This is a genomic window from Pseudomonas sp. G7(2022), from assembly GCF_052660475.1.
The window spans coordinates 1,256,350-1,276,664 of record NZ_CP109659.1; the positions used below are offsets into that span (position 1 = coordinate 1,256,350).

The window sequence follows — 20,315 nt, forward strand, 5'->3', positions numbered from 1 at the left end:
ATACACCGAACCTTGTGGGAGCGGGCTTGCTCGCGAATGCGTCGTGTCAGTCGAAATCAAGGGTGACTGACACACCGTCTTCGCGAGCAAGCCCGCTCCCACTGGAGGTCACAGCGGCGCTTAGTTGTGAGCGTGCAGCGCTTCGTTCAGTTCGATCGCCGATTTGTGGGTCTTGCATTCCACGGCACCGGTTTCCGAATTGCGACGGAACAGCAGGTCAGTCTGGCCGGCCAGTTCACGGGCCTTGACCACTTTGACCAGGTTGTTGTGCTCGTCCAGCAGAGCCACCTTGGTGCCGGCCGTCACGTACAGGCCCGACTCGACGGTGTTGCGGTCGCCCAACGGGATACCGATACCGGCGTTGGCGCCGATCAGGCAGCCTTCGCCAACCTTGATCACGATGTTGCCGCCACCCGACAGGGTGCCCATGGTCGAGCAACCGCCGCCCAGGTCCGAACCCTTGCCGACAAACACGCCAGCGGAGACGCGGCCTTCGATCATGCCCGGACCTTCGGTGCCGGCGTTGAAGTTGACGAAACCTTCGTGCATCACGGTGGTGCCTTCGCCCACATAGGCGCCCAGACGCAGACGTGCGGCGTCAGCGATACGCACGCCGGCCGGTACCACGTAGTCGGTCATTTTCGGGAACTTGTCCACCGAGAACACTTCCAGCAGCTCGCCGCGCAGACGGGCTTCGAGTTGCAGCTCGGCCAGTTCGCTCAGGTCGATGGCGCCCTGGCTGGTCCAGGCCACGTTCGGCAGCAGCGGGAAGATCCCGGCCAGGCTTACGCCGTGAGGCTTGACCAGACGATGGGACAGCAGGTGCAGTTTGAGGTACGCCTCAGGGGTCGAAGTCAGTTGCGCGTCTTCGGCCAGCAGGGTGGCGACCAGCGGCTTGTGGCTTTCGGCCAGACGGGTCAGCAACTTGCCCTGTACCGCATCGATGCCTTTCACGGCTTCAGCCAGTTGGGCGGCTTGTGCGGTGGTGAAGGTGATGGCCTGGTTGCCTTCGGTGTAGCCGAGGATCGGTGCAACAGCGGCGACGAGTTCGGCCGAAGGATTCAACAGCGGCTGGGCGTAGAACACTTCAAGCCACGCCCCTTGACGGTTCTGGGTGCCGACGCCGAAGGCGATACTGAACAGAGAGTTGGACATGTGAATACCTCTACAAAAAGTGACGGGCTGCTTACTTGAGGGCGGCCGCGTAGATATCTGGCTTGAAGCCAATCAGGGTTCGGTCACCGAGATCGAGCACCGGGCGCTTGATCATCGAGGGTTGAGCGAGCATCAGTTCGATGGCTTTCGACTGGTCGAGATCGGCTTTGCGTTCGTCGTCGAGTTTGCGAAAGGTCGTGCCCGCACGGTTCAACACCGTTTGCCAGCCATGCTCGTCGCACCATTGGGTCAGGTGCTCGCGATCAATGCCGGCAGTCTTGTAATCGTGGAAGTCGTAGCTGACAGCGTGTTCATCGAGCCAGGTGCGCGCCTTCTTCATGGTGTCGCAGGCTTTGATGCCGAAAAGGTGCAACGTTTTGCTTGAAACGGTCAAGGAATCGCCCCCTTTACAGGTGCTGAAAAAAAATGGTGTCGGATTATGCCATGACCAAACCGTTTCGCGGCGGCCGAGGTTGATTTCCCGGACGGGGGCTGCGACATAGGTGCAACGGTCACGCAGAGCCTAAGCGGCTAATATGGCAGTTCAACGCTGTCGATTGTCCGGGATTTCCGCTTTATGCAAACCGCTTATACCGTCCTGATCCTGCTGATGCTGGTCAGCGTCTCGCGTCTGGTCGGACGGGTCATCCCGTTGCCGCTGCCATTGGTGCAGATCGCCGCCGGAGCCTTGCTGGCCTGGCCGACTCTTGGCCTGCATGTGGCTCTGGATCCCGAACTGTTCCTGTTTCTGTTCCTGCCGCCGCTGTTGTTCTCTGATGGCTGGCGCATGCCCAAACGCGAATTGTGGCGTCTGCGCGGGCCGGTGCTGACGCTGGCGGTCGGGCTGGTGCTGTTCACCGTGGTCGGTGCCGGCTATTTCATTCACTGGCTGCTGCCGACGATTCCATTGCCGGTGGCGTTCGCGCTGGCGGCGGTACTGTCGCCGACCGACGCCGTGGCTGTGTCGGCGATTTCGCAGAACCGCTTGCCGACACCGTTGATGCACATGCTGCAAGGCGAAGCGTTGATGAATGATGCATCGGGTCTGGTGACCTTCAAGTTCGCGCTGGCGGCGGCGGTCACCGGTGCATTCTCGCTGGCCAATGCGAGCCTGACGTTTGTGCTGGTGGCGGTTGGCGGGCTGGCGGTCGGTGTTGCACTGAGCTGGCTGGTGGGCCGCTTGCGCGCCTGGATGATCGCCCGGGGCTGGGACGATCCCGCCACTCATGTGGTGTTCATGTTGCTGCTGCCGTTTGCCGCTTACGTATTGGCCGAGCGACTCGGCGCCTCGGGCATTCTCTCGGCGGTGGCAGCGGGGATGATGCAGAGCTGGCTTGATCTGCTGCCGCGCCAGACCAGCACCCGCCTGCTCAATCGCAGCGTGTGGTCGCTGCTGGAGTTTGCCTTCAACGGATTGATCTTCCTGCTGCTCGGCCTGCAATTGCCGGACATCATCAAAGCGGTGGTCAGCCACGAAACGTCGTTGTGGCCGACGCTGCTTTACCGCTGCCTCGACGTGATGGCTATTTTCCTGGCGCTGGTGCTGCTTCGCTTCATCTGGGTCCAAAGCATCTGGCGTCTGTCGGTGCTGTTGCGACGGTTACGCGGCAAGGGCGAGCTGACGCAGGTGCCGACCGCTCGTTCCTGCTGGCTGCTGACCGTCGGCGGGGTGCGCGGTGCAGTCACCCTGGCGGGCGTGATGTCGGTGCCGATGCTGATGGGCAGCGAGGCCTTTCCGGAACGTGATCTGCTGATCTTCATCGCCGCCGGGGTGATCCTGATGTCGCTGGTGGCAGCCTGCATCGCCTTGCCGTTGCTGCTGCGCGGAATCCAGAAAAGCCCCGACGACAAGCGCCGCCAGGAAGTCCACGACGCCTGGCGCAAGACCGCCGAAGCGGCGATTCATGCGCTGGAGATCGAAGAGGTCACCCCGCAGGACGCTGCGCAAGCGGCGTTGTCGGCGGAGCTCAAGGCGCGGATCATGTCCGAGTATCGCCATCAACTGGAGGTGTTCAACGATTCGGCCGAAGCTCAGGCGCTGGCATTCCAGATGGATCTGCTCGAACGCCGTTTGCGCCTCAAAGCGCTGCGCGCGCAACGCCTTGAGTTGTACAGCCTGAGTCGTCAGCACCAGATTGGCGATGACGTGTTGCGTGAAGTGTTGGGGGAGCTGGATTTGAGTGAGGCGAATCTGGGGCAGGTCAAATAATCGCGTCGACCTGTCCCATGCGGTTACGCCGTTTGTGCCGCAGGGAACGGATAGGCCTTCGCCATGAACGCCTTGTCCTTGTCGCTGAGCACCAGATTCAGATCAATCTTGAAGTCGCCAAGGGTCCAGTTCTGGCGCACGGCGTAATGCATGATCGACTTCGGATCGTAAGGCGTGTAGTCGAAATCGCTGGCGTCGAGCAGGTTGAAGTAGCGTTCATCGACAGATCGACGTGCGTAATCGCCCTCATCGGCGTCTTCGGCCACCCCGTGCGCGGCGTAAACCGCAGGCTTGTTCCACGGAATGTTTGACGCCGGATGAAGGTGCTCATGTTCGGCCCCCAGCGCATGTCCGAACTCGTGCATGACATTGGCGGCGAAAAATGCCGGGGTGCGCAAGTCAGGCGACAGCCGCATGGTCGGGCCTTCGTCGATCAGCAGCGCGTTGGTTCCGATCATCGACCAGTAAATGCCGGGTTCGCTGCTGATACGGATATCCCCTGACTCACCCTCTACAAAATTGAACGTCAGGTTGATATGGGGCAGCCAGTTGTTGGCCGCGGCTTTGACGGCGTCCTTGAATGCTTGATCCCCACTCAGGAAGGCGATACGCAAGCTCCGGCCTGGCGCCCAGAAGTAAGTGTGTTTCCCGACGGCTCGTTTTTTACGAGCGGATACCGAGTTTCCTGCATTGGCAGGATTTTCGGCGATGGCAACTTCATGGGCGCGGTGGAAAGACACCGGTTTTTCTGTCAGGCAAAGTGTTGTGGCGTTCATGTTATCTATCCGTACTTATATTGATTCAGTGGGCTGCTGTTTATTCCGGGCAGGTTGAGCCGGAAGGCAGGGGCGGCCATAAGTTAATGTAGAGTGCGGAATGAATGAAGTTGAAGGGTATTTCGTGATGTTGAAAGTTCGCGAGGTGTTGCACCTCGCGAACGATGTACTACAGGTGTTTTTATTGTTTCGGGTAAAGCAGTCGCATGAGCCGTTTGTCTTTTTTACTGATTCGTCGATTGATCGGTATTTCCCAGTTGCCCACAGTCAATGTATTTGCCACAGGATGATGCATGATCGATTTTCGATCGTAGGAAGTGTAGATCGCGTCCAGTGTGTCGAAAGATGCGAACAGATTCCTGTCCACCTGTTCTTCGGTCAGGGGATTCATTTCACGGGTTTTATAGAACTCGTATACTTTTGGCTTATCCCACGGAATATTGGCCCTGGGGTGCTGGTGCTCATGCATCGCGCCCAGTGCGTGGCCGAATTCGTGGATCACGATGACCTCGAAGTCTTCGTGCTGCGGCTTCACTCCAAGATTCATGGTGGGGTGGTCGGGGTGGATCAACAAGGCGTCAGTGCCCAGCATCGAGCTGTTGTTATTGTTTTTTGTTGCGATCCGGATGTCGCCTTTCAAATCATCGACAAATTCAAATTTAAGGTTGATGTACGGTAACCATTGGCTGGCAGCCGCGATAATCTTTTGTTTGTGGTCGGCATCCGGTGAATCCATGAAAGCCACTTTCAGGGTTCGCCCGTTGGCCCAGAGTTTTGAATAGTGAACGATGGAGCGTTTACGTCGAGTACCGGAACTTGTACCGGCATTGGCGGGGTTTTCATTGATGGCTGCGGTGTAGGCGGCTTGATCATCGGGCCACTGAACGAGCTGGCAATCCAATAGAGTGTCCATGTCGACTTCTTCCTTGAAGTTTAAAGTTTTGAATGCAGTTGAGCGCGCGATTGTGCGCGGTTCAAGACTAACGTCTGGCCGACAGGGAAGTGGAGTAAATAGTTGGAGGATCTGTAACCTGATGTATGAAGTGCCCGTGCCGGATTGCCCGGCACGGACGTTCAGCCATTACTTGTGACGCAGGACGAAATCGCGGATGCGTTCGGCCGCTTCCACACACTCCGCCAGCGGCGCGACCAGCGCCATGCGCACGCGGCCTGCACCGGGGTTGACCCCGTCGACATCCCGGGACAGGTACGAACCCGGCACCACAGTTACATGTTCCTCGGCAAACAGATCACGGCAGAATGCTGCGTCATCACCTTGCACGTTTGGCCACAGGTAGAAGCTGCCATCCGGACGCTGTACATCCATCACGGGGCTGAGGATCGCCAGCACGGCATCGAACTTCTCCCGATACAGCGCACGGTTGGCACGTACATGCACTTCGTCGTTCCATGCGGCAACACTGGCCAGTTGCGTCTGAACCGGCATCGCGCAGCCGTGGTAGGTGCGATACAGCAGGAAGCCCTTGAGGATGTCGGCATCGCCGGCAACAAAACCGGAGCGCAGGCCCGGCAGGTTCGAACGCTTGGACAGGCTGTGGAACACCACGCAGCGCTTGAAGTCCTTGCGACCCAGTTCGGCGCAAGCGCTGAGCAGGCCCGGCGGCGGGGTCTGCTCGTCGAAGTACAGCTCGCTGTAGCACTCGTCGGCGGCGATCACAAAGTCGTATTCGTCGGCCAGGGCGATCAGTTTTTTCAGCACGTCGACCGGAATCAGCGCGCCGGTCGGGTTGCCCGGCGAGCACAGGAACAGGATCTGGCAGCGCTTCCAGATGTCCGGCGAAACCGCGTCGAAGTCCGGGTTGAAGCCGTTCTCGTCCAGGCATGGCAAGTAGTGCGGTTTGGCACCGGCGAGGAACGCTGCGCCTTCGTAGATCTGATAGAACGGGTTCGGGCTGACCACCAATGCATCGTCGCCGCGGTTGACCACGGTCTGGGTGAAAGCGAACAGCGCTTCACGGGTGCCGTTGACCGGCAGCACGTTGCGCGCCGGGTCGATCCAGCCGCTCGGCACGTTGAAGCGACGTTCGCACCAGGCGGCAATGGCTTCGCGCAGGGCCGGAATGCCAAGGGTGGTCGGGTACACCGCCATCTGATCCAGATTGTTCGCCAGCGCCTCGGCGACAAAGCTTGGCGAGCGGTGTTTCGGCTCGCCGATGGACAGCGCGATCGGGCGCTTGTCCGGGTTCGGCGTGACGCTGCCGAGCAGGGCGCGGAGCTTTTCGAACGGGTAGGGCTGCAACTGGGTCAGAGCGTTGTTCATCGGTGCGGGATCTCGTGCAAAGCGGTTGAATCCGGGCGCTCAGTCAAATGCTGATGCGCGACAGGTTGATATCGGGTTCCTGATTGACGCTGAGCTGCTCGACGATGGCATCCTGCAAACGGCTGCACAGCAGCGGGTCGGACAGCGGCTGATTGTGGGCGTCGGTGATGAAGAACACGTCTTCCACCCGCTCGCCCAGCGTGGCGATCTTGGCGTTCTGCAGCGACAGGTCGAACTCCAGGAAAATCCCGCCGATCCGTGCCAGCAGGCCCGGACGATCGGGGGCGGTGAGTTCGAGCACCGTCACCGGACGCTGGGCGTCGTTGTGGATCGTCACCTGCGGCGCAAAGGCAAAGTGCTTGAGCTGGCGCGGCACCCGGCGCTGGATGATCGTCGGGTAGTCGTCAGGGTTGCGCAGAGCTTCGGTCAGACCGTCGCGGATCTGCTTGATCCGCAGTGGATTGTCGCCGATCGAATCGCCATCGGTGTCGAGCACGATATAGGTGTCGAGGGTGAACTGGCTGCTGGAGGTGATGACCCGGGCGTCGTGAATGTTCAGGTTGAGCTGGTCCATCGCGGCCACGGTCACGGCAAAGAAATCGTGCTGGTCCGGGGCATAGATGAAGATCTGCGTACCGCCCTCGAATTCGCGCTGGGTGGTTTCCTTGATCAGCACCAGCGGCCCGCCGTCGGCCGGCTGCTGGAGAATCGCATCGCTGTGCCAGGCCACATCGCCGGCGGTATGGCGCAGGAAATAGTCATCGCCCAGTTGCGCCCACAATTGCTCGACGTCGTCCGGATCGGTGCCGCCGCGCACCAGAATATCCAGCGCTGCGCTCTGGGTCTGGCGGATCTGCTCTTCGCGATCCACCGGGTTTTCCAGGCCGCGGCGCAGGGCGCGCTTGGTCTCGGTGTAGAGCTGGCGCAGCAGGCTGGCGCGCCAGGAGTTCCACAGGGTCGGGTTGGTCGCGTTGATGTCGGCCACGGTCAGCACGTACAGGTAATCCAGACGAGTCTCATCACCGACCGCCAGGGCGAAGTCATGGATCACCTGCGGGTCCGACAAGTCCTTGCGCTGGGCGGTGGTCGACATCACCAGGTGGTTCTGCACCAGCCAGACAATCAGGCGGCTGTCCCACACCGGCAGTTGGTGGCGCTGGCAGAACGCCTCGGCATCGACCGCGCCGATCTCCGAGTGATCGCCATGCCGGCCCTTGCCGATGTCGTGATACAGGCCCGCCATGTAGATGAGCTCGGGTTTCGGCAGTTTGGCCATGAGCTTGGCGGCCAGCGGGAATTTCTCCGACACCTGGGTGTACTGCAACTTGCGCAGGTGCTTGATCAGATTCAGCGTATGCGCATCGACCGTATAGATGTGGAACAGGTCGTGCTGCATCTGCCCGACGATGAAACCGAATTCCGGCAGGTAGCGCCCGAGAATGCCGTAGCGGTTCATCCGCCGCAGGTTGCGGTGGATGCCGATCTTGCACTTGAACAGCTCGATGAACAGGCTGGTGTTGCGGATGTCGTTGCGGAAGTTGTCGTCGATCAGGTGACGGTTTTCCCGCAACAGACGAATGGTGTCGGCGCGCACACCTTTGATCTCCGGCTGCTGGGCCATCAGCACGAAGATCTCGAGCATGGCGAACGGCGTGCGGCGGAACACATTGTCGTTGCGTGCCTCGATGTAGCCGTCGTGCAGCTGGAAACGTGAGTTGATCGGCTGCGGCGGCGCTTCGTCTTCCGGGGCGAGGATGACTTCCTCGAAGTGCTGGATGATCAGGTCGCTGAGCTGGGCAATGCTCATCACGACGCGGAAATACTGTTGCATGAAGTTTTCGACGGCCTGTTTGGCGTCGTCGCCTTCAAACCCCAGCAGCCCGGCGATGGTGCGCTGATGATCGAACAGCAGGCGATCTTCTGAGCGGCCGGCCAGCATGTGCAGGGCGTAGCGCACTTTCCACAGGAATTCCTGGGACGACGCCAGCAGGGCGTTTTCACTCTCGACCAGGAAGCCTTCGCCGGCCAGGGCGCGCAGGTTCAGGGTGCCGTACTGGCGACGGGCGACCCAAAGGATCGTCTGGATATCCCGCAAACCACCGGGCGAGCCTTTGACGTTGGGTTCCAGGTTGTATTCGGTATCGTTGTACTTGTGGTGACGGGCCTTCTGTTCGGCACGCTTGGCCAGGAAGAATTCCTTGCTCGGCCACATGTGGGCGGTGCTGGTGACGTCGAGCATGCGCTGACGCAAACGCTCGGGGCCGCAGATGGTGCGGCTTTCCATCAGGTTGGTGACGACCGTCAGGTCGGCACGCGCCTCTTCGGCGCATTCGTCGACCGACCGAACGCTCTGACCGACTTCCAGGCCGATGTCCCACAGCAGTGTCAGAAAACGTTCGATGGAATCGCGGAAGATTTCGTGATCGGCGCTGTCCAGCAGGATCAGCAGGTCGATGTCGGAATAGGGGTGCAGTTCGCCGCGACCGTAGCCGCCGACCGCGACCAGCGCGATGTCGGCGTCTTCGCTCCAGTCGAACTGGTCCCAGGCCTTTTGCAGGATGTTGTCGACGAACCATGCCCGGTCTTCGATCAGTCGCCGGATATCGCGGCCGGCACGAAAACGTGCGTCGAGCACTTCACGGGCCTGGCGGATCGCCTTCTTGAACGCGGCGATAGGGCTCGCTTTCAGGGCCAGTTCAGCCTGGAACTGGCCGCGGTCGAAGAGTTCGGGATCCACCTGCGGCATTGATTGGCTTTCCTTCTATAGGCTGGGAGCAGTGTCGGGATCAGGCCGATACGCGCGGGATCGTGTCGTCGCTGCGCAGGGTGAAGATCTCGTAGCCGGTGTCAGTGACAAGCAAAGTATGCTCCCACTGTGCCGACAGCTTGCGGTCCTTGGTGATCGCGGTCCAGCCGTCGCCCAGCACCTTGGTGTCGGCCTTGCCCTGGTTGATCATCGGTTCGATGGTGAAGGTCATGCCGGCCTTCAGTTCCATGCCCGTGCCCGCACGGCCGTAGTGCAGGATCTGCGGCTCTTCGTGGAACACCTTGCCGATGCCGTGACCGCAGAACTCGCGCACCACGGAGAAGCCGTTCTTTTCAGCATGCTTCTGGATGATCTCGCCGATGTCGCCGAGGCGGCAGCCGGGTTTGACGATTTCGATCGCCTTGTACATGCATTCCTGGGTGACCTGGGACAGGCGCTCGGCCCAGACCGGTACGGTGCCGACGTGGAACATGCGGCTGGTGTCGCCGTGGTAGCCATCCTTGATCACCGTGACATCGATGTTCAGGGTGTCGCCGTTTTTCAGCGGCTTGTCATTCGGGATGCCGTGGCAGACCACATGGTTGATCGACGTGCAGATCGACTTCGGATAGCCCTTGTAGTTGAGCGGGGCAGGGATGGCTTTCTGCACGTCGACGATGTAGTCGTGGCAGATCCGGTTCAGCTCATCGGTGGTCACGCCCGGCTTGACGTGTTCGGCAATCATTTCCAGCACATCGGCGGCCAGTTGGCCGGCGACACGCATGCCAGCGATGTCCTCGGGAGTTTTGAGGGTGACGGTCATACAGGCTCTCTCTGCGCTCGGCGGCGCTTGCTGATACGGACAGGGCGGCGGTTTTTGCCTGGCAGCCCTGAAAAACGCGATTCTAACAGACCAAAGGCGCAAATCCGCGCCTGCGTGCATCGCTTCTCTCTATACAATAGTGCGCGCAAGGCCGATTCCAAGGGGGCGGCATCCATGTCCCTGACGGGATTAAAGATTCCGGGTTCCGTTTGCGGCCTTGCTGTGGTATAAAATGCGCCGCTTTCCGGGGATAGCTCCGGGAGCATTAACCCACACACGTGTCGACACGATGGCCTGGGTGCCTTTGATCCTCGGATCGGGGGTTGGTCATTGGGATACGTGGAGGCCCAACCCGACTTATCAAGGAACTATCATGTCCCAAGTCAACATGCGCGATATGCTGAAGGCCGGTGTGCACTTCGGTCACCAAACCCGTTACTGGAATCCGAAAATGGGCAAGTACATTTTCGGCGCGCGTAACAAGATTCACATCATCAACCTTGAAAAAACCCTGCCAATGTTCAACGAAGCTCTGACTTTCGTAGAGCGTCTGGCCCAGGGCAAAAACAAGATTCTGTTCGTCGGCACCAAGCGTTCCGCTGGCAAGATCGTTGCTGAAGAAGCAGCACGTTGCGGTTCGCCGTACGTCGATCACCGCTGGTTGGGCGGCATGCTGACCAACTTCAAGACCATCCGTGCTTCCATCAAGCGTCTGCGTGACCTTGAAGTACAAGCCGAAGACGGTACTTTCGCCAAGCTGACCAAGAAAGAAGCGCTGATGCGCTCCCGTGATCTTGAGAAGCTGGATCGCTCCCTGGGCGGCATCAAGGACATGGGCGGTCTGCCAGACGCACTGTTCGTGATCGACGTTGACCACGAGCGCATCGCGATCACCGAAGCCAACAAGCTGGGCATCCCGGTCATCGGCGTTGTCGATACCAACAGCAGCCCGGAAGGCGTTGACTACATCATCCCAGGCAACGATGACGCAATCCGCGCTATCCAGCTGTACATGGGTTCGATGGCTGACGCAGTAATCCGTGGTCGCAACAATGTTGCTGGCGGTACTGTTGAATTCGCAGCTGAAGAAACTCAGGCTGCAGCTGAGTAATTGACGCCCTGGCGTTGACTCAGTAAGCAAAAAGGGGGCTTGGCCCCCTTTTTGCCACCTCGAAAACCATCTGTCGGCAGCGCAGCTACAGCATCTGTAACGTGCAGCGGCTACAAACAGGTTCGGGAAGAATTGAACGCCCGTTCGATCGGGTGGAATGGTTGAAAACCTATCCAAGAGGAATTTGAAAATGGCAGCAATTACTGCAGCGTTGGTCAAAGAACTGCGCGAGCGTACCGGCGAAGGCATGATGGATTGCAAGAAGGCCCTGGAAAAGGCTGGCGGCGACATCGAAAAAGCCATTGATGACATGCGTGCTTCGGGCGCGATCAAGGCTGCCAAGAAAGCCGGCAACGTTGCCGCTGAAGGCGCTATCGCCATCAAGGACGACGGCAAGGCTGCCGTTCTGATCGAAGTCAACTCGCAGACCGACTTCCTGGCTCTGCAGGACGACTTCAAAAACTTCGTTGCTGCCAGCGTTGACAAAGCATTCGCTGACAAGCTGACCGACGCAGCTCCGCTGATCGCTTCTCAAGAAGCTGCTCGCGAAGCGCTGGTTGCCAAAGTAGGCGAAAACGTAAACATCCGTCGCCTGGTGCGCGTGGAAGGTGACGTAGTCGGCACCTACCTGCACGGCAACAAGATCGGTGTTGCCGTTGTCCTGAAAGGCGGCGACGTTGAGCTGGCCAAAGACATCGCGATGCACGTTGCTGCAAGCAACCCTGAATTCCTGCTGCCTTCGCAGGTTTCGAACGAAGCGATCGAGCGTGAAAAGGCTGTGTTCCTGCAGCTGAACGAAGAAAAAATCAAAGGCAAGCCGGAAAACATTGTTGAGAACATGGTCAAAGGCCGTATCAGCAAGTTCCTGGCAGAAGCGAGCCTGGTTGAGCAGGCGTTCGTCAAGAACCCTGAAATCAAGGTTGGCGAGCTGGCCAAGAAAGGCGGCGCTGAAATCGTTTCCTTCACTTACTTCAAAGTAGGCGAAGGCATCGAGAAGCCAGTCGACAACTTCGCTGAAGAAGTTGCTGCACAGCTGGCTGCCGCCAAGCAATAAGACGGTTTTTCAACTGTCGCCCGAAAGAGGCTGCCCGCTCACGCGCGCAGCCTCTTTTCAGATAGGGTTACCAATTTTTAATTGGTTTCCCCTTGGAACTGACTTACAAAGCCATGTTCCGATGGCGCTGAAGCAGCGCCACGCTAGAGTGAACGCAGCTGCAAACAGCTCGCAAAGAATTTTTTAAATACGCCGCAGGAGAGATTCGCAATGGCTCAGCAGGGCAGTGGTTATCAGGCTCGCTATAAACGCATTCTACTCAAGCTTAGCGGCGAGGCCCTGATGGGCTCGGAAGAGTTCGGGATCGATCCGAAAGTGCTGGATCGCATGGCGCTGGAAGTCGGCCAACTGGTCGGTATCGGCGTTCAGGTCGGTCTGGTGATCGGCGGCGGCAACCTGTTCCGCGGTGAAGCTCTGAGCAAGGCCGGCATGGATCGGGTTACGGGCGACCACATGGGCATGCTGGCCACTGTGATGAACGCCCTGGCCATGCGCGATGCGCTGGAACGTGCCAATATCTCGGCCATCGTGATGTCGGCCATTTCCATGGTCGGTGTGACCGATCACTATGATCGTCGCAAGGCCATGCGTCACCTGAACTCCAAGGACGTGGTGATTTTCGCGGCCGGTACCGGCAATCCGTTCTTTACCACGGATTCGGCAGCCTGCCTGCGTGCCATCGAAATCGACGCGGATGTCGTGCTTAAAGCGACCAAGGTCGATGGTGTCTATACTGCCGACCCGTTCAAAGACCCGCATGCCGAGAAGTTCGATCATCTGACTTACGATGAAGTGCTGGATCGCAAGCTGGGCGTAATGGATCTGACGGCCATCTGCCTGTGCCGCGACCACAAGATGCCGCTGCGCGTATTTAACATGAACAAGCCCGGCGCCCTGCTGAACATCGTGCACGGCGGCGCTGAAGGAACCCTGATCGAGGAAGTTCAACAATGATCAACGAAATCAAGAAAGACGCTAAAGAGCGCATGCAGAAGTCTGTCGAGTCCCTGTCTCACAACTTCGGCCGCATCCGTACCGGCCAGGCGCACCCAAGCATTCTGGAAGGCGTGATGGTTCCGTACTACGGTGCCGACACCCCGATCAAGCAAGTGGCCAACATCACCGTCAAGGACGCTCGTACCCTGCAGGTCGTGGCGTTCGAGCGCAACATGCTGGGCGCGGTCGACAAGGCGATCGGCAGTGCGGGTCTGAACCTGAACCCGACCAACCTTGGCGAGCTGCTGCTGATCAGCATGCCGGCCCTGACCGAAGAAACCCGTCGCGGCTTCACCAAGCAGGCGCGTGACGTGGCTGAAGATGCCCGTGTTGCCGTGCGCAACATCCGTCGCGATGCCAACAGCTCGCTGAAGGATCTGGTCAAGGAAAAGGAAATCAGCGAAGACGAAGAGCGTCGCGCAACTGGCGAGATCGATGATCTGACCAAGAAGTTCGTGGCCGAAATCGACGCTAAGCTTGCCGAGAAAGAAAAAGACCTGATGGCCGTATAAGGGTCGAGCTTTAAATGGAAAAGACCAAGCAGACTGCGCCGTCCGCGGTGCCGCGCCATGTCGCGATCATCATGGATGGCAACAATCGCTGGGCGAAAAAACGCTTTATGCCGGGTGTTGCCGGGCATAAAGCGGGTGTGGATGCTGTGCGGGCGGTGATCGAGGTGTGTGCCGAGGCCGGGGTCGAGGTGCTGACGCTGTTCGCCTTTTCCAGTGAGAACTGGCAGCGCCCGGCCGATGAGGTCAGTGCCTTGATGGATCTGTTCTTCAAGGCATTGCGTCGCGAGGCCAAGCGGCTCAACGACAACAACATCAGCCTGCGCATCATTGGCGACCGTTCGCGTTTCCATCCCGAGCTGCAGGCTGCCATGCGCGAAGCGGAAGCCATGACCGCGGGAAGCAATCGCTTCATTCTGCAGATCGCCGCCAACTACGGCGGTCAGTGGGATATCGCGCAGGCTGCGCAGCGTCTTGCTCGCGAGGTTCAGGCCGGACATCTGCGTCCTGAAGACATCACGCCTGATCTGCTGCAAACCTGTCTGGCGACCGGTGATCTGCCGTTGCCGGACCTGTGTATCCGCACGGGCGGCGAGCACCGCATCAGCAACTTCCTGCTGTGGCAACTGGCCTATGCCGAGTTGTACTTCTCCGACCTGTTCTGGCCGGACTTCAAACACGATGCCATGCGTAATGCGCTGGCCGATTTCGCTTCGCGTCAGCGTCGTTTCGGTAAAACGAGCGAGCAGATCGAAGCTGGAGCCCGGGTTTAATGCTTAAACAACGAATCATCACTGCGCTGATCCTGCTGCCGATCGCACTGGGCGGTTTTTTCCTGCTCGAGGGATCCGGCTTTGCGCTGTTCATCGGCCTGGTTGTCAGTCTGGGTGCCTGGGAATGGGCGCGCCTGGCCGGTTTCGCTGCGCAATCGTTTCGCGTTGGTTATGCGGCAATCGTCGCGCTGATGCTGTTCGTCATGTACATCCTGCCGGGGCTGGCGCCCTGGGTGCTCGGTGCCTCGGTAATCTGGTGGGCGGTGGCGACCTGGCTGGTGCTGACCTATCCGCGCTCCAGCGAGCGCTGGGCCAGTGCTGCCAGCAAGTTGGTGATCGGCCTGCTGATTCTCCTGCCGGCCTGGCAAGGGCTGATCTACATCAAGCAGAACCAGCTGGGTAACCTTCAGATCCTGGCCGTGATGGTGCTGGTCTGGGGCGCTGATATCGGTGCCTATTTCTCTGGTCGTGCTTTCGGCAAGCGCAAGCTGGCCCCGCAAGTCAGTCCGGGCAAAAGCTGGGAAGGCGTGTACGGCGGTCTGGCGCTGAGCCTGGTGATTACCACGCTGGTTGCGCTGTTTCGTGACTGGACGGTCGCGCAATTGTTCAAGGGCTTGATCGGTGCAGCGCTGATCGTGTTCATCTCCGTGGTGGGCGATCTGACGGAAAGCATGTTCAAGCGTCAGTCCGGCATCAAGGACAGCAGCAATCTGCTGCCGGGTCATGGCGGTGTACTGGACCGGATTGACAGCCTGACAGCGGCGATCCCGGTATTCGCGGTATTGCTGTGGATGGCGGCACCGTGAGTCGCCCACAGCAGATTACCGTTCTGGGGGCGACCGGTTCGATCGGTTTGAGCACTCTGGATGTCATTGCTCGTCATCCTGAGCGTTATCAGGTTTTTGCCCTGAGTGGTTTCACGCGCCTGAGCGAGCTGTTTGCCCTGTGCGTGCGCCATGTGCCGCAATTCGCGGTGGTGCCGGAAGTCGCAGCGGCGCGTGGCTTGCAGGACGATCTGCGTGCTGCCGGTCTGTCGACTCGCGTGCTGGTGGGCGAGGAGGGGCTGTGTCAGGTGGCGGCTGCTCCCGAGGTGGACGCGGTGATGGCGGCCATCGTCGGTGCTGCCGGTCTGCGCCCGACCCTCGCCGCGGTCGAGGCGGGCAAGAAAATTCTTTTGGCGAACAAGGAAGCGCTGGTGATGTCCGGCGCCTTGTTCATGGAAGCCGTGCGCAAGAGCGGTTCGGTCCTGCTGCCAATCGACAGTGAGCACAATGCGATTTTTCAGTGCATGCCGCAGGATTTTTCCCGTGGTTTGAGCAATGTCGGTGTGCGTCGGATTTTACTGACAGCCTCTGGCGGTCCCTTCCGGCAGACGCCGATGGCCGAACTGGCGCATGTTTCACCCGATCAGGCCTGTGCTCATCCGAACTGGTCCATGGGGCGCAAGATCTCGGTGGATTCAGCCAGCATGATGAACAAGGGGCTTGAGCTGATCGAGGCCTGCTGGCTGTTCGATGCCCGACCGTCGCAAGTCGAGGTGGTGATCCATCCGCAAAGCGTGATTCACTCCCTGGTCGACTATGTGGATGGCTCGGTGCTGGCGCAGTTGGGCAATCCCGACATGCGTACCCCCATCGCCAATGCGTTGGCCTGGCCGGAGCGTATTGATTCGGGTGTGGCTCCACTGGATCTGTTTGCCATCGCGCGACTGGATTTCGAGGCACCCGATGAGAAGCGCTTTCCGTGCCTGCGACTGGCACGTCAGGCAGCCGAGGCGGGCAACAGTGCGCCTGCCATGCTCAATGCCGCGAATGAAGTGGCGGTAGCAGCGTTTCTCGACGGGCGGGTTCGCTACCTCGAAATCGCGAGTATCATCGAGGAAGTGTTGAATCTCGAGCCGGTGGTTGCGCTGAATGATCTTGATGCGGTGTTTACCGCGGACGCGGCGGCACGCACGCTGGCCGGTCAATGGCTGACTCGCCACGGTCGATAGACCTGAAGAAAGCACACGGCTTCAGGCGGAACGGAACAGGATTGCGGAGAAAGTAGATGAGCGCGCTCTATATGATTGCCGGCACCCTGATCGCCTTGGGTGTGCTGGTCACCTTTCACGAATTCGGCCACTTCTGGGTCGCGCGTCGCTGTGGCGTCAAGGTTCTGCGCTTTTCCGTGGGCTTCGGCATGCCGTTGCTGCGCTGGCACGACAAGCAGGGAACCGAGTTCGTCGTCGCGGCCATTCCGCTGGGCGGCTACGTCAAGATGCTGGATGAGCGTGAAGGTGAAGTGCCGGCCGATCAGCTCCATCAGTCTTTCAATCGCAAGTCCGTTCGTCAGCGCATTGCCATCGTCGCCGCCGGTCCCGTTGCCAACTTTCTGCTGGCCATGGTGTTCTTCTGGGTGCTGGCCATGCTGGGCAGCGAACAGGTGCGTCCGGTCATCGGTGCAGTCGAGTCCGGCAGTATCGCGGCGAAGGCCGGCCTGAGTGCGGGCCAGGAAATCGTGGCCATCGACGGCGAGCCGACGTCCGGCTGGGCTGCGGTCAATCTGCAATTGGTACGTCGCCTGGGGGAAAGTGGTTCGCTGCAGGTGCTGGTGCGCGAGCAGGGCTCTACTGCTGATTCGCCACGGGAGCTTGCGCTGGATCATTGGCTCAAAGGGGCTGACGAGCCGGATCCGATTCGCTCCCTGGGTATTCGCCCATGGCGCCCTGCGCTGCCGCCAGTGCTCGCTGAGCTCGATCCGAAAGGCCCGGCACAGGCTGCCGGGCTGAAAACCGGTGATCGCCTTCTGGCCCTTGATGGCAAGGCGCTGGATGACTGGCAGCAGGTCGTCGATACGGTACGTACGCGTCCTGATACCAAAATCATGCTGCGCGTCGAGCGCGACGGTGCTCAAATCGACGTCCCGGTGACACTGGCGGCGCGCGGCGAGAGCAAGTCGCCAAGCGGTTATCTGGGGGCGGGGGTGAAGGCCGTCGACTGGCCACCGGAGATGATTCGCGAGGTCAGCTACGGCCCTTTGGCCGCGATTGGCGAGGGTGCCCGTCGTACCTGGACCATGAGTGTCCTGACGCTGGATTCACTGAAGAAAATGCTGTTCGGCGAGCTCTCGGTAAAAAACTTGAGTGGACCGATAACCATTGCTAAAGTGGCGGGCGCTTCTGCCCAGTCGGGCGTTGCTGATTTCCTGAATTTCCTTGCTTATCTGAGTATTAGCCTGGGGGTTCTGAATTTGCTGCCCATTCCTGTACTGGATGGGGGGCATTTGTTGTTTTATCTGATCGAGTGGGCGCGTGGTCGTCCCTTGTCGGATCGGGTGCAAGGTTGGGGGATACAGATCGGTATCAGTTTGGTGGTCGGGGTGATGTTGCTTGCTCTGGTCAACGACCTGGGTCGTCTGTAACGCTTCGCTGAATTGCGAATCTGCCGCATTTTGCGGCAGTTTGTTTATTGCCAGTTGGAATAAGAAAGGACTTCATGAAACGTCTGCTGCTAACTGCGGTTCTCACCGTATTGATGATCGCCGAAGTTCACGCCGAGTCCTTCACTATCTCTGATATTCGCGTCAACGGCCTCCAGCGGGTCTCCGCGGGTAGCGTCTTTGGTGCCTTGCCGTTGAACGTCGGCGAGCAGGCGGATGATCGTCGCCTGGTGGAATCCACTCGTGCGTTGTTCAAAACCGGTTTCTTTCAAGATATCCAGCTGGGCCGCGAAGGCAACGTTCTGGTGATCACCGTCGTCGAACGTCCATCGGTCGCAAGCATCGAGATCGAAGGCAACAAGGCGATCTCCACCGAAGACCTGATGAAGGGCCTCAAGCAATCCGGTCTGGCCGAAGGCGAGATCTTCCAGCGCGCGACCCTCGAAGGCGTGCGTAACGAGCTGCAACGTCAGTACGTTGCGCAAGGTCGTTACTCGGCTACCGTCGATACCGAAGTGGTATCGCAGCCGCGTAACCGTGTCGGCCTGAAAGTGAAGATCAACGAAGGCACCGTTGCTGCCATTCAGCATATCAACGTGGTGGGCAACACGGTTTTCCCCGAGGAAGACCTGGTCGACCTGTTCGAGCTGAAAACCACCAACTGGCTGTCGTTCTTCAAGAACGACGACAAATACGCCCGTGAAAAGCTTTCCGGTGACCTGGAGCGTCTGCGTTCCTACTACCTGGACCGCGGCTATATCAACATGGATATCGCTTCGACCCAGGTTTCCATTACTCCGGACAAAAAGCACGTCTATATCACTGTCAACGTCAACGAAGGCGAGAAGTACACCGTTCGTGACGTCAAGCTCAGTGGTGACCTGAAAGTGCCTGAAGACCAGGTCAAGTCCCTGCTGCTGGTGCAGAAAGGTCAGGTTTTCTCGCGCAAGCTGATGACCACCACCTCGGAACTGATTACCCGTCGTCTGGGCAACGAGGGCTACACCTTCGCCAACGTCAACGGTGTTCCGCAGCCGCACGACGATGACCACACCGTGGACATCCTGTTCGCTGTAGATCCAGGCAAGCGTGCCTACGTCAACCGTATCAACTTCCGTGGCAACACCAAGTCCGAGGACGAAGTGCTGCGTCGTGAAATGCGCCAGATGGAAGGCGGCTGGGCTTCTACCTACCTGATCGACCAGTCCAAGACCCGTCTTGAACGTCTGGGCTTCTTCAAGGAAGTCAACGTCGAGACCCCGGCTGTTCCAGGTGTCGACGACCAGGTTGACGTGAACTATGCCGTTGAAGAGCAGGCTTCCGGTTCGATCACCGCCAGCGTCGGTTTTGCCCAGAGCGCCGGTCTGATCCTCGGTGGTTCTATCACCCAGAACAACTTCCTGGGTACCGGTAACCGCGTCAGCGTCGGCCTCACCCGTAGTGAATACCAGAGCCGCTACAACTTCGGCTACGTTGACCCCTACTGGACCGCCGACGGCGTGAGCCTGGGCTACAACGCGTTCTATCGCACCACCGACTACAAAGACCTCGACGTCGACGTAGCAAGCTATGCGGTAGACAGCCTGGGTGCCGGCGTGAACGTCGGTTACCCGATCAGCGAGACTTCGCGTCTGACCTTCGGCCTGTCCGCGCAACAGGACAAGATCAAGACCGGTCAGTACACCGTCGACGAGATTTTCGACTTCGTGAACCGCGAAGGCGACCAGTACCTGAACTTCAAGGCGTCGGCCGGCTGGTCTGAATCGACCCTGAACAAAGGCGTGCTGCCGACCCGTGGTCGTTCCCAGAGCCTGACCCTGGAAAGCACCATTCCGGGCAGCGACCTGTCGTTCTACAAACTCGACTACCGTGGTCAGCTGTTCCAGCCGATCACCGAGAACTACACCCTGCGTCTGCACACCGAGCTGGGCTATGGTGATGGTTACGGTTCGACCGATGGCTTGCCGTTCTATGAAAACTACTATGCTGGTGGTTTCAACTCGGTTCGCGGCTTCAAGGACAGCACCTTGGGTCCACGCAGTACGCCTAGCCGTGGTAAGGATAAGACCGGTAACGTCGGCACGATCGCAGACCCGGACCAGGATCCGCTGCCGTTCGGTGGCAACGTCCTGATCCAAGGTGGTGTGGAAGTCCTGTTCCCGATGCCGTTCGTCAAGGATCAGCGTTCGCTGCGTACTTCCGTGTTCTGGGATGTGGGTAACGTTTTCGACTCCAAGTGCCAGCAGACACTCAACACTGACGGCATCACCAAGTCCAAGACGCAGTGCAACGACATCAGCTTCAGCAACATGGCCAGTTCCGTCGGTGTCGGCGTGACCTGGGTTACCGCACTGGGTCCTTTGAGCTTCGCGCTGGCCACGCCGGTCAAGAAACCGGATAACGCTGAAACTCAAGTGTTCCAATTCTCCCTCGGCCAGACGTTCTAAGCGTCTGACCCAAGA

At 59.3% G+C, this 20,315-nt stretch carries 17 protein-coding genes; 10 read left to right on the top strand and 7 right to left on the bottom strand.

The window, feature by feature from the left end; all coding sequences use genetic code 11:
- Window positions 1-120: 120 nt before the first annotated feature.
- Together dapD and NE357_RS05565 are read right to left on the bottom strand one after the other, a co-directional pair.
- Window positions 121-1,155 carry a 2,3,4,5-tetrahydropyridine-2,6-dicarboxylate N-succinyltransferase gene (gene dapD / locus NE357_RS05560; RefSeq protein ID WP_169429055.1) on the bottom strand — a complete coding sequence of 345 codons (1,035 nt, stop codon included), beginning with the start codon at window positions 1,153-1,155 and terminating at the stop codon, window positions 121-123.
- A gap of 31 nt (window positions 1,156-1,186) precedes the next feature.
- Window positions 1,187-1,495 carry an arsenate reductase gene (locus NE357_RS05565; protein WP_042607053.1) on the bottom strand — a complete coding sequence of 103 codons (309 nt, stop codon included), beginning with the start codon at window positions 1,493-1,495 and terminating at the stop codon, window positions 1,187-1,189.
- Between the two features lie 237 nt (window positions 1,496-1,732).
- Here NE357_RS05565 and NE357_RS05570 point away from each other — a divergent pair, with 237 nt between their 5' ends.
- Complete coding sequence (locus NE357_RS05570) at window positions 1,733-3,364, top strand: Na+/H+ antiporter (RefSeq protein WP_169429056.1); 1,632 nt, start codon at window positions 1,733-1,735, stop codon at window positions 3,362-3,364.
- Window positions 3,365-3,387: 23 nt separating this feature from the next.
- Here NE357_RS05570 and NE357_RS05575 read toward each other — a convergent pair whose 3' ends face one another.
- The 5 genes from NE357_RS05575 to map all read right to left on the bottom strand — a co-directional run bounded on the left by NE357_RS05575 (window position 3,388) and on the right by map (window position 9,990).
- Window positions 3,388-3,978, bottom strand: coding sequence for a hypothetical protein (locus NE357_RS05575; protein WP_349306014.1), 591 nt, complete (start codon window positions 3,976-3,978; stop codon window positions 3,388-3,390).
- Between the two features lie 343 nt (window positions 3,979-4,321).
- Entirely contained in the window at window positions 4,322-5,053 is a 732-nt protein-coding gene (locus NE357_RS05580) for a M12 family metallopeptidase (protein WP_169429058.1), read from the bottom strand.
- Window positions 5,054-5,221: 168 nt separating this feature from the next.
- On the bottom strand, window positions 5,222-6,421 hold the full coding sequence (gene dapC / locus NE357_RS05585; protein WP_085712836.1) for a succinyldiaminopimelate transaminase: 1,200 nt from the start codon (window positions 6,419-6,421) through the stop codon (window positions 5,222-5,224).
- A gap of 43 nt (window positions 6,422-6,464) precedes the next feature.
- On the bottom strand, window positions 6,465-9,167 hold the full coding sequence (locus tag NE357_RS05590) for a [protein-PII] uridylyltransferase (RefSeq protein ID WP_169429059.1): 2,703 nt from the start codon (window positions 9,165-9,167) through the stop codon (window positions 6,465-6,467).
- Window positions 9,168-9,207: 40 nt separating this feature from the next.
- Window positions 9,208-9,990, bottom strand: coding sequence for a type I methionyl aminopeptidase (gene map, locus NE357_RS05595; RefSeq protein WP_169429060.1), 783 nt, complete (start codon window positions 9,988-9,990; stop codon window positions 9,208-9,210).
- A gap of 373 nt (window positions 9,991-10,363) precedes the next feature.
- Between map and rpsB the strand changes: the two genes are divergently transcribed.
- From rpsB to bamA, 9 genes are all read left to right on the top strand, one after another.
- Window positions 10,364-11,101, top strand: coding sequence for a 30S ribosomal protein S2 (gene rpsB / locus NE357_RS05600; protein WP_003222119.1), 738 nt, complete (start codon window positions 10,364-10,366; stop codon window positions 11,099-11,101).
- Between the two features lie 190 nt (window positions 11,102-11,291).
- Window positions 11,292-12,155: a translation elongation factor Ts gene (gene tsf / locus NE357_RS05605; protein WP_169429061.1), complete on the top strand. Its 864-nt coding sequence runs from the start codon at window positions 11,292-11,294 to the stop codon at window positions 12,153-12,155.
- A gap of 210 nt (window positions 12,156-12,365) precedes the next feature.
- Window positions 12,366-13,109, top strand: coding sequence for a UMP kinase (gene pyrH / locus NE357_RS05610; protein ID WP_011332683.1), 744 nt, complete (start codon window positions 12,366-12,368; stop codon window positions 13,107-13,109).
- Window positions 13,106-13,663, top strand: coding sequence for a ribosome recycling factor (gene frr, locus NE357_RS05615; protein WP_008019552.1), 558 nt, complete (start codon window positions 13,106-13,108; stop codon window positions 13,661-13,663). The genes pyrH and frr overlap by 4 nt, the downstream gene beginning before the upstream one ends.
- 14 nt (window positions 13,664-13,677) lie before the next feature.
- Window positions 13,678-14,433, top strand: a complete 756-nt coding sequence (uppS, locus tag NE357_RS05620; protein ID WP_169429062.1) for a polyprenyl diphosphate synthase — start codon at window positions 13,678-13,680, stop codon at window positions 14,431-14,433.
- Window positions 14,433-15,239: a phosphatidate cytidylyltransferase gene (locus tag NE357_RS05625; RefSeq protein WP_169429063.1), complete on the top strand. Its 807-nt coding sequence runs from the start codon at window positions 14,433-14,435 to the stop codon at window positions 15,237-15,239. Before uppS ends, NE357_RS05625 begins: the two co-directional genes overlap by 1 nt.
- A complete protein-coding gene (ispC, locus tag NE357_RS05630; RefSeq protein ID WP_169429064.1) occupies window positions 15,236-16,426 on the top strand; it encodes a 1-deoxy-D-xylulose-5-phosphate reductoisomerase in 1,191 nt (396 codons plus the stop codon). The genes NE357_RS05625 and ispC overlap by 4 nt, the downstream gene beginning before the upstream one ends.
- Window positions 16,427-16,482: 56 nt before the next feature.
- On the top strand, window positions 16,483-17,835 hold the full coding sequence (gene rseP / locus NE357_RS05635; RefSeq protein WP_169429065.1) for a sigma E protease regulator RseP: 1,353 nt from the start codon (window positions 16,483-16,485) through the stop codon (window positions 17,833-17,835).
- A 74-nt stretch (window positions 17,836-17,909) separates the two neighbouring features.
- Window positions 17,910-20,300, top strand: a complete 2,391-nt coding sequence (gene bamA / locus NE357_RS05640) for an outer membrane protein assembly factor BamA (protein WP_169429066.1) — start codon at window positions 17,910-17,912, stop codon at window positions 20,298-20,300.
- The last annotated feature ends 15 nt before the right edge of the window (window positions 20,301-20,315 follow it).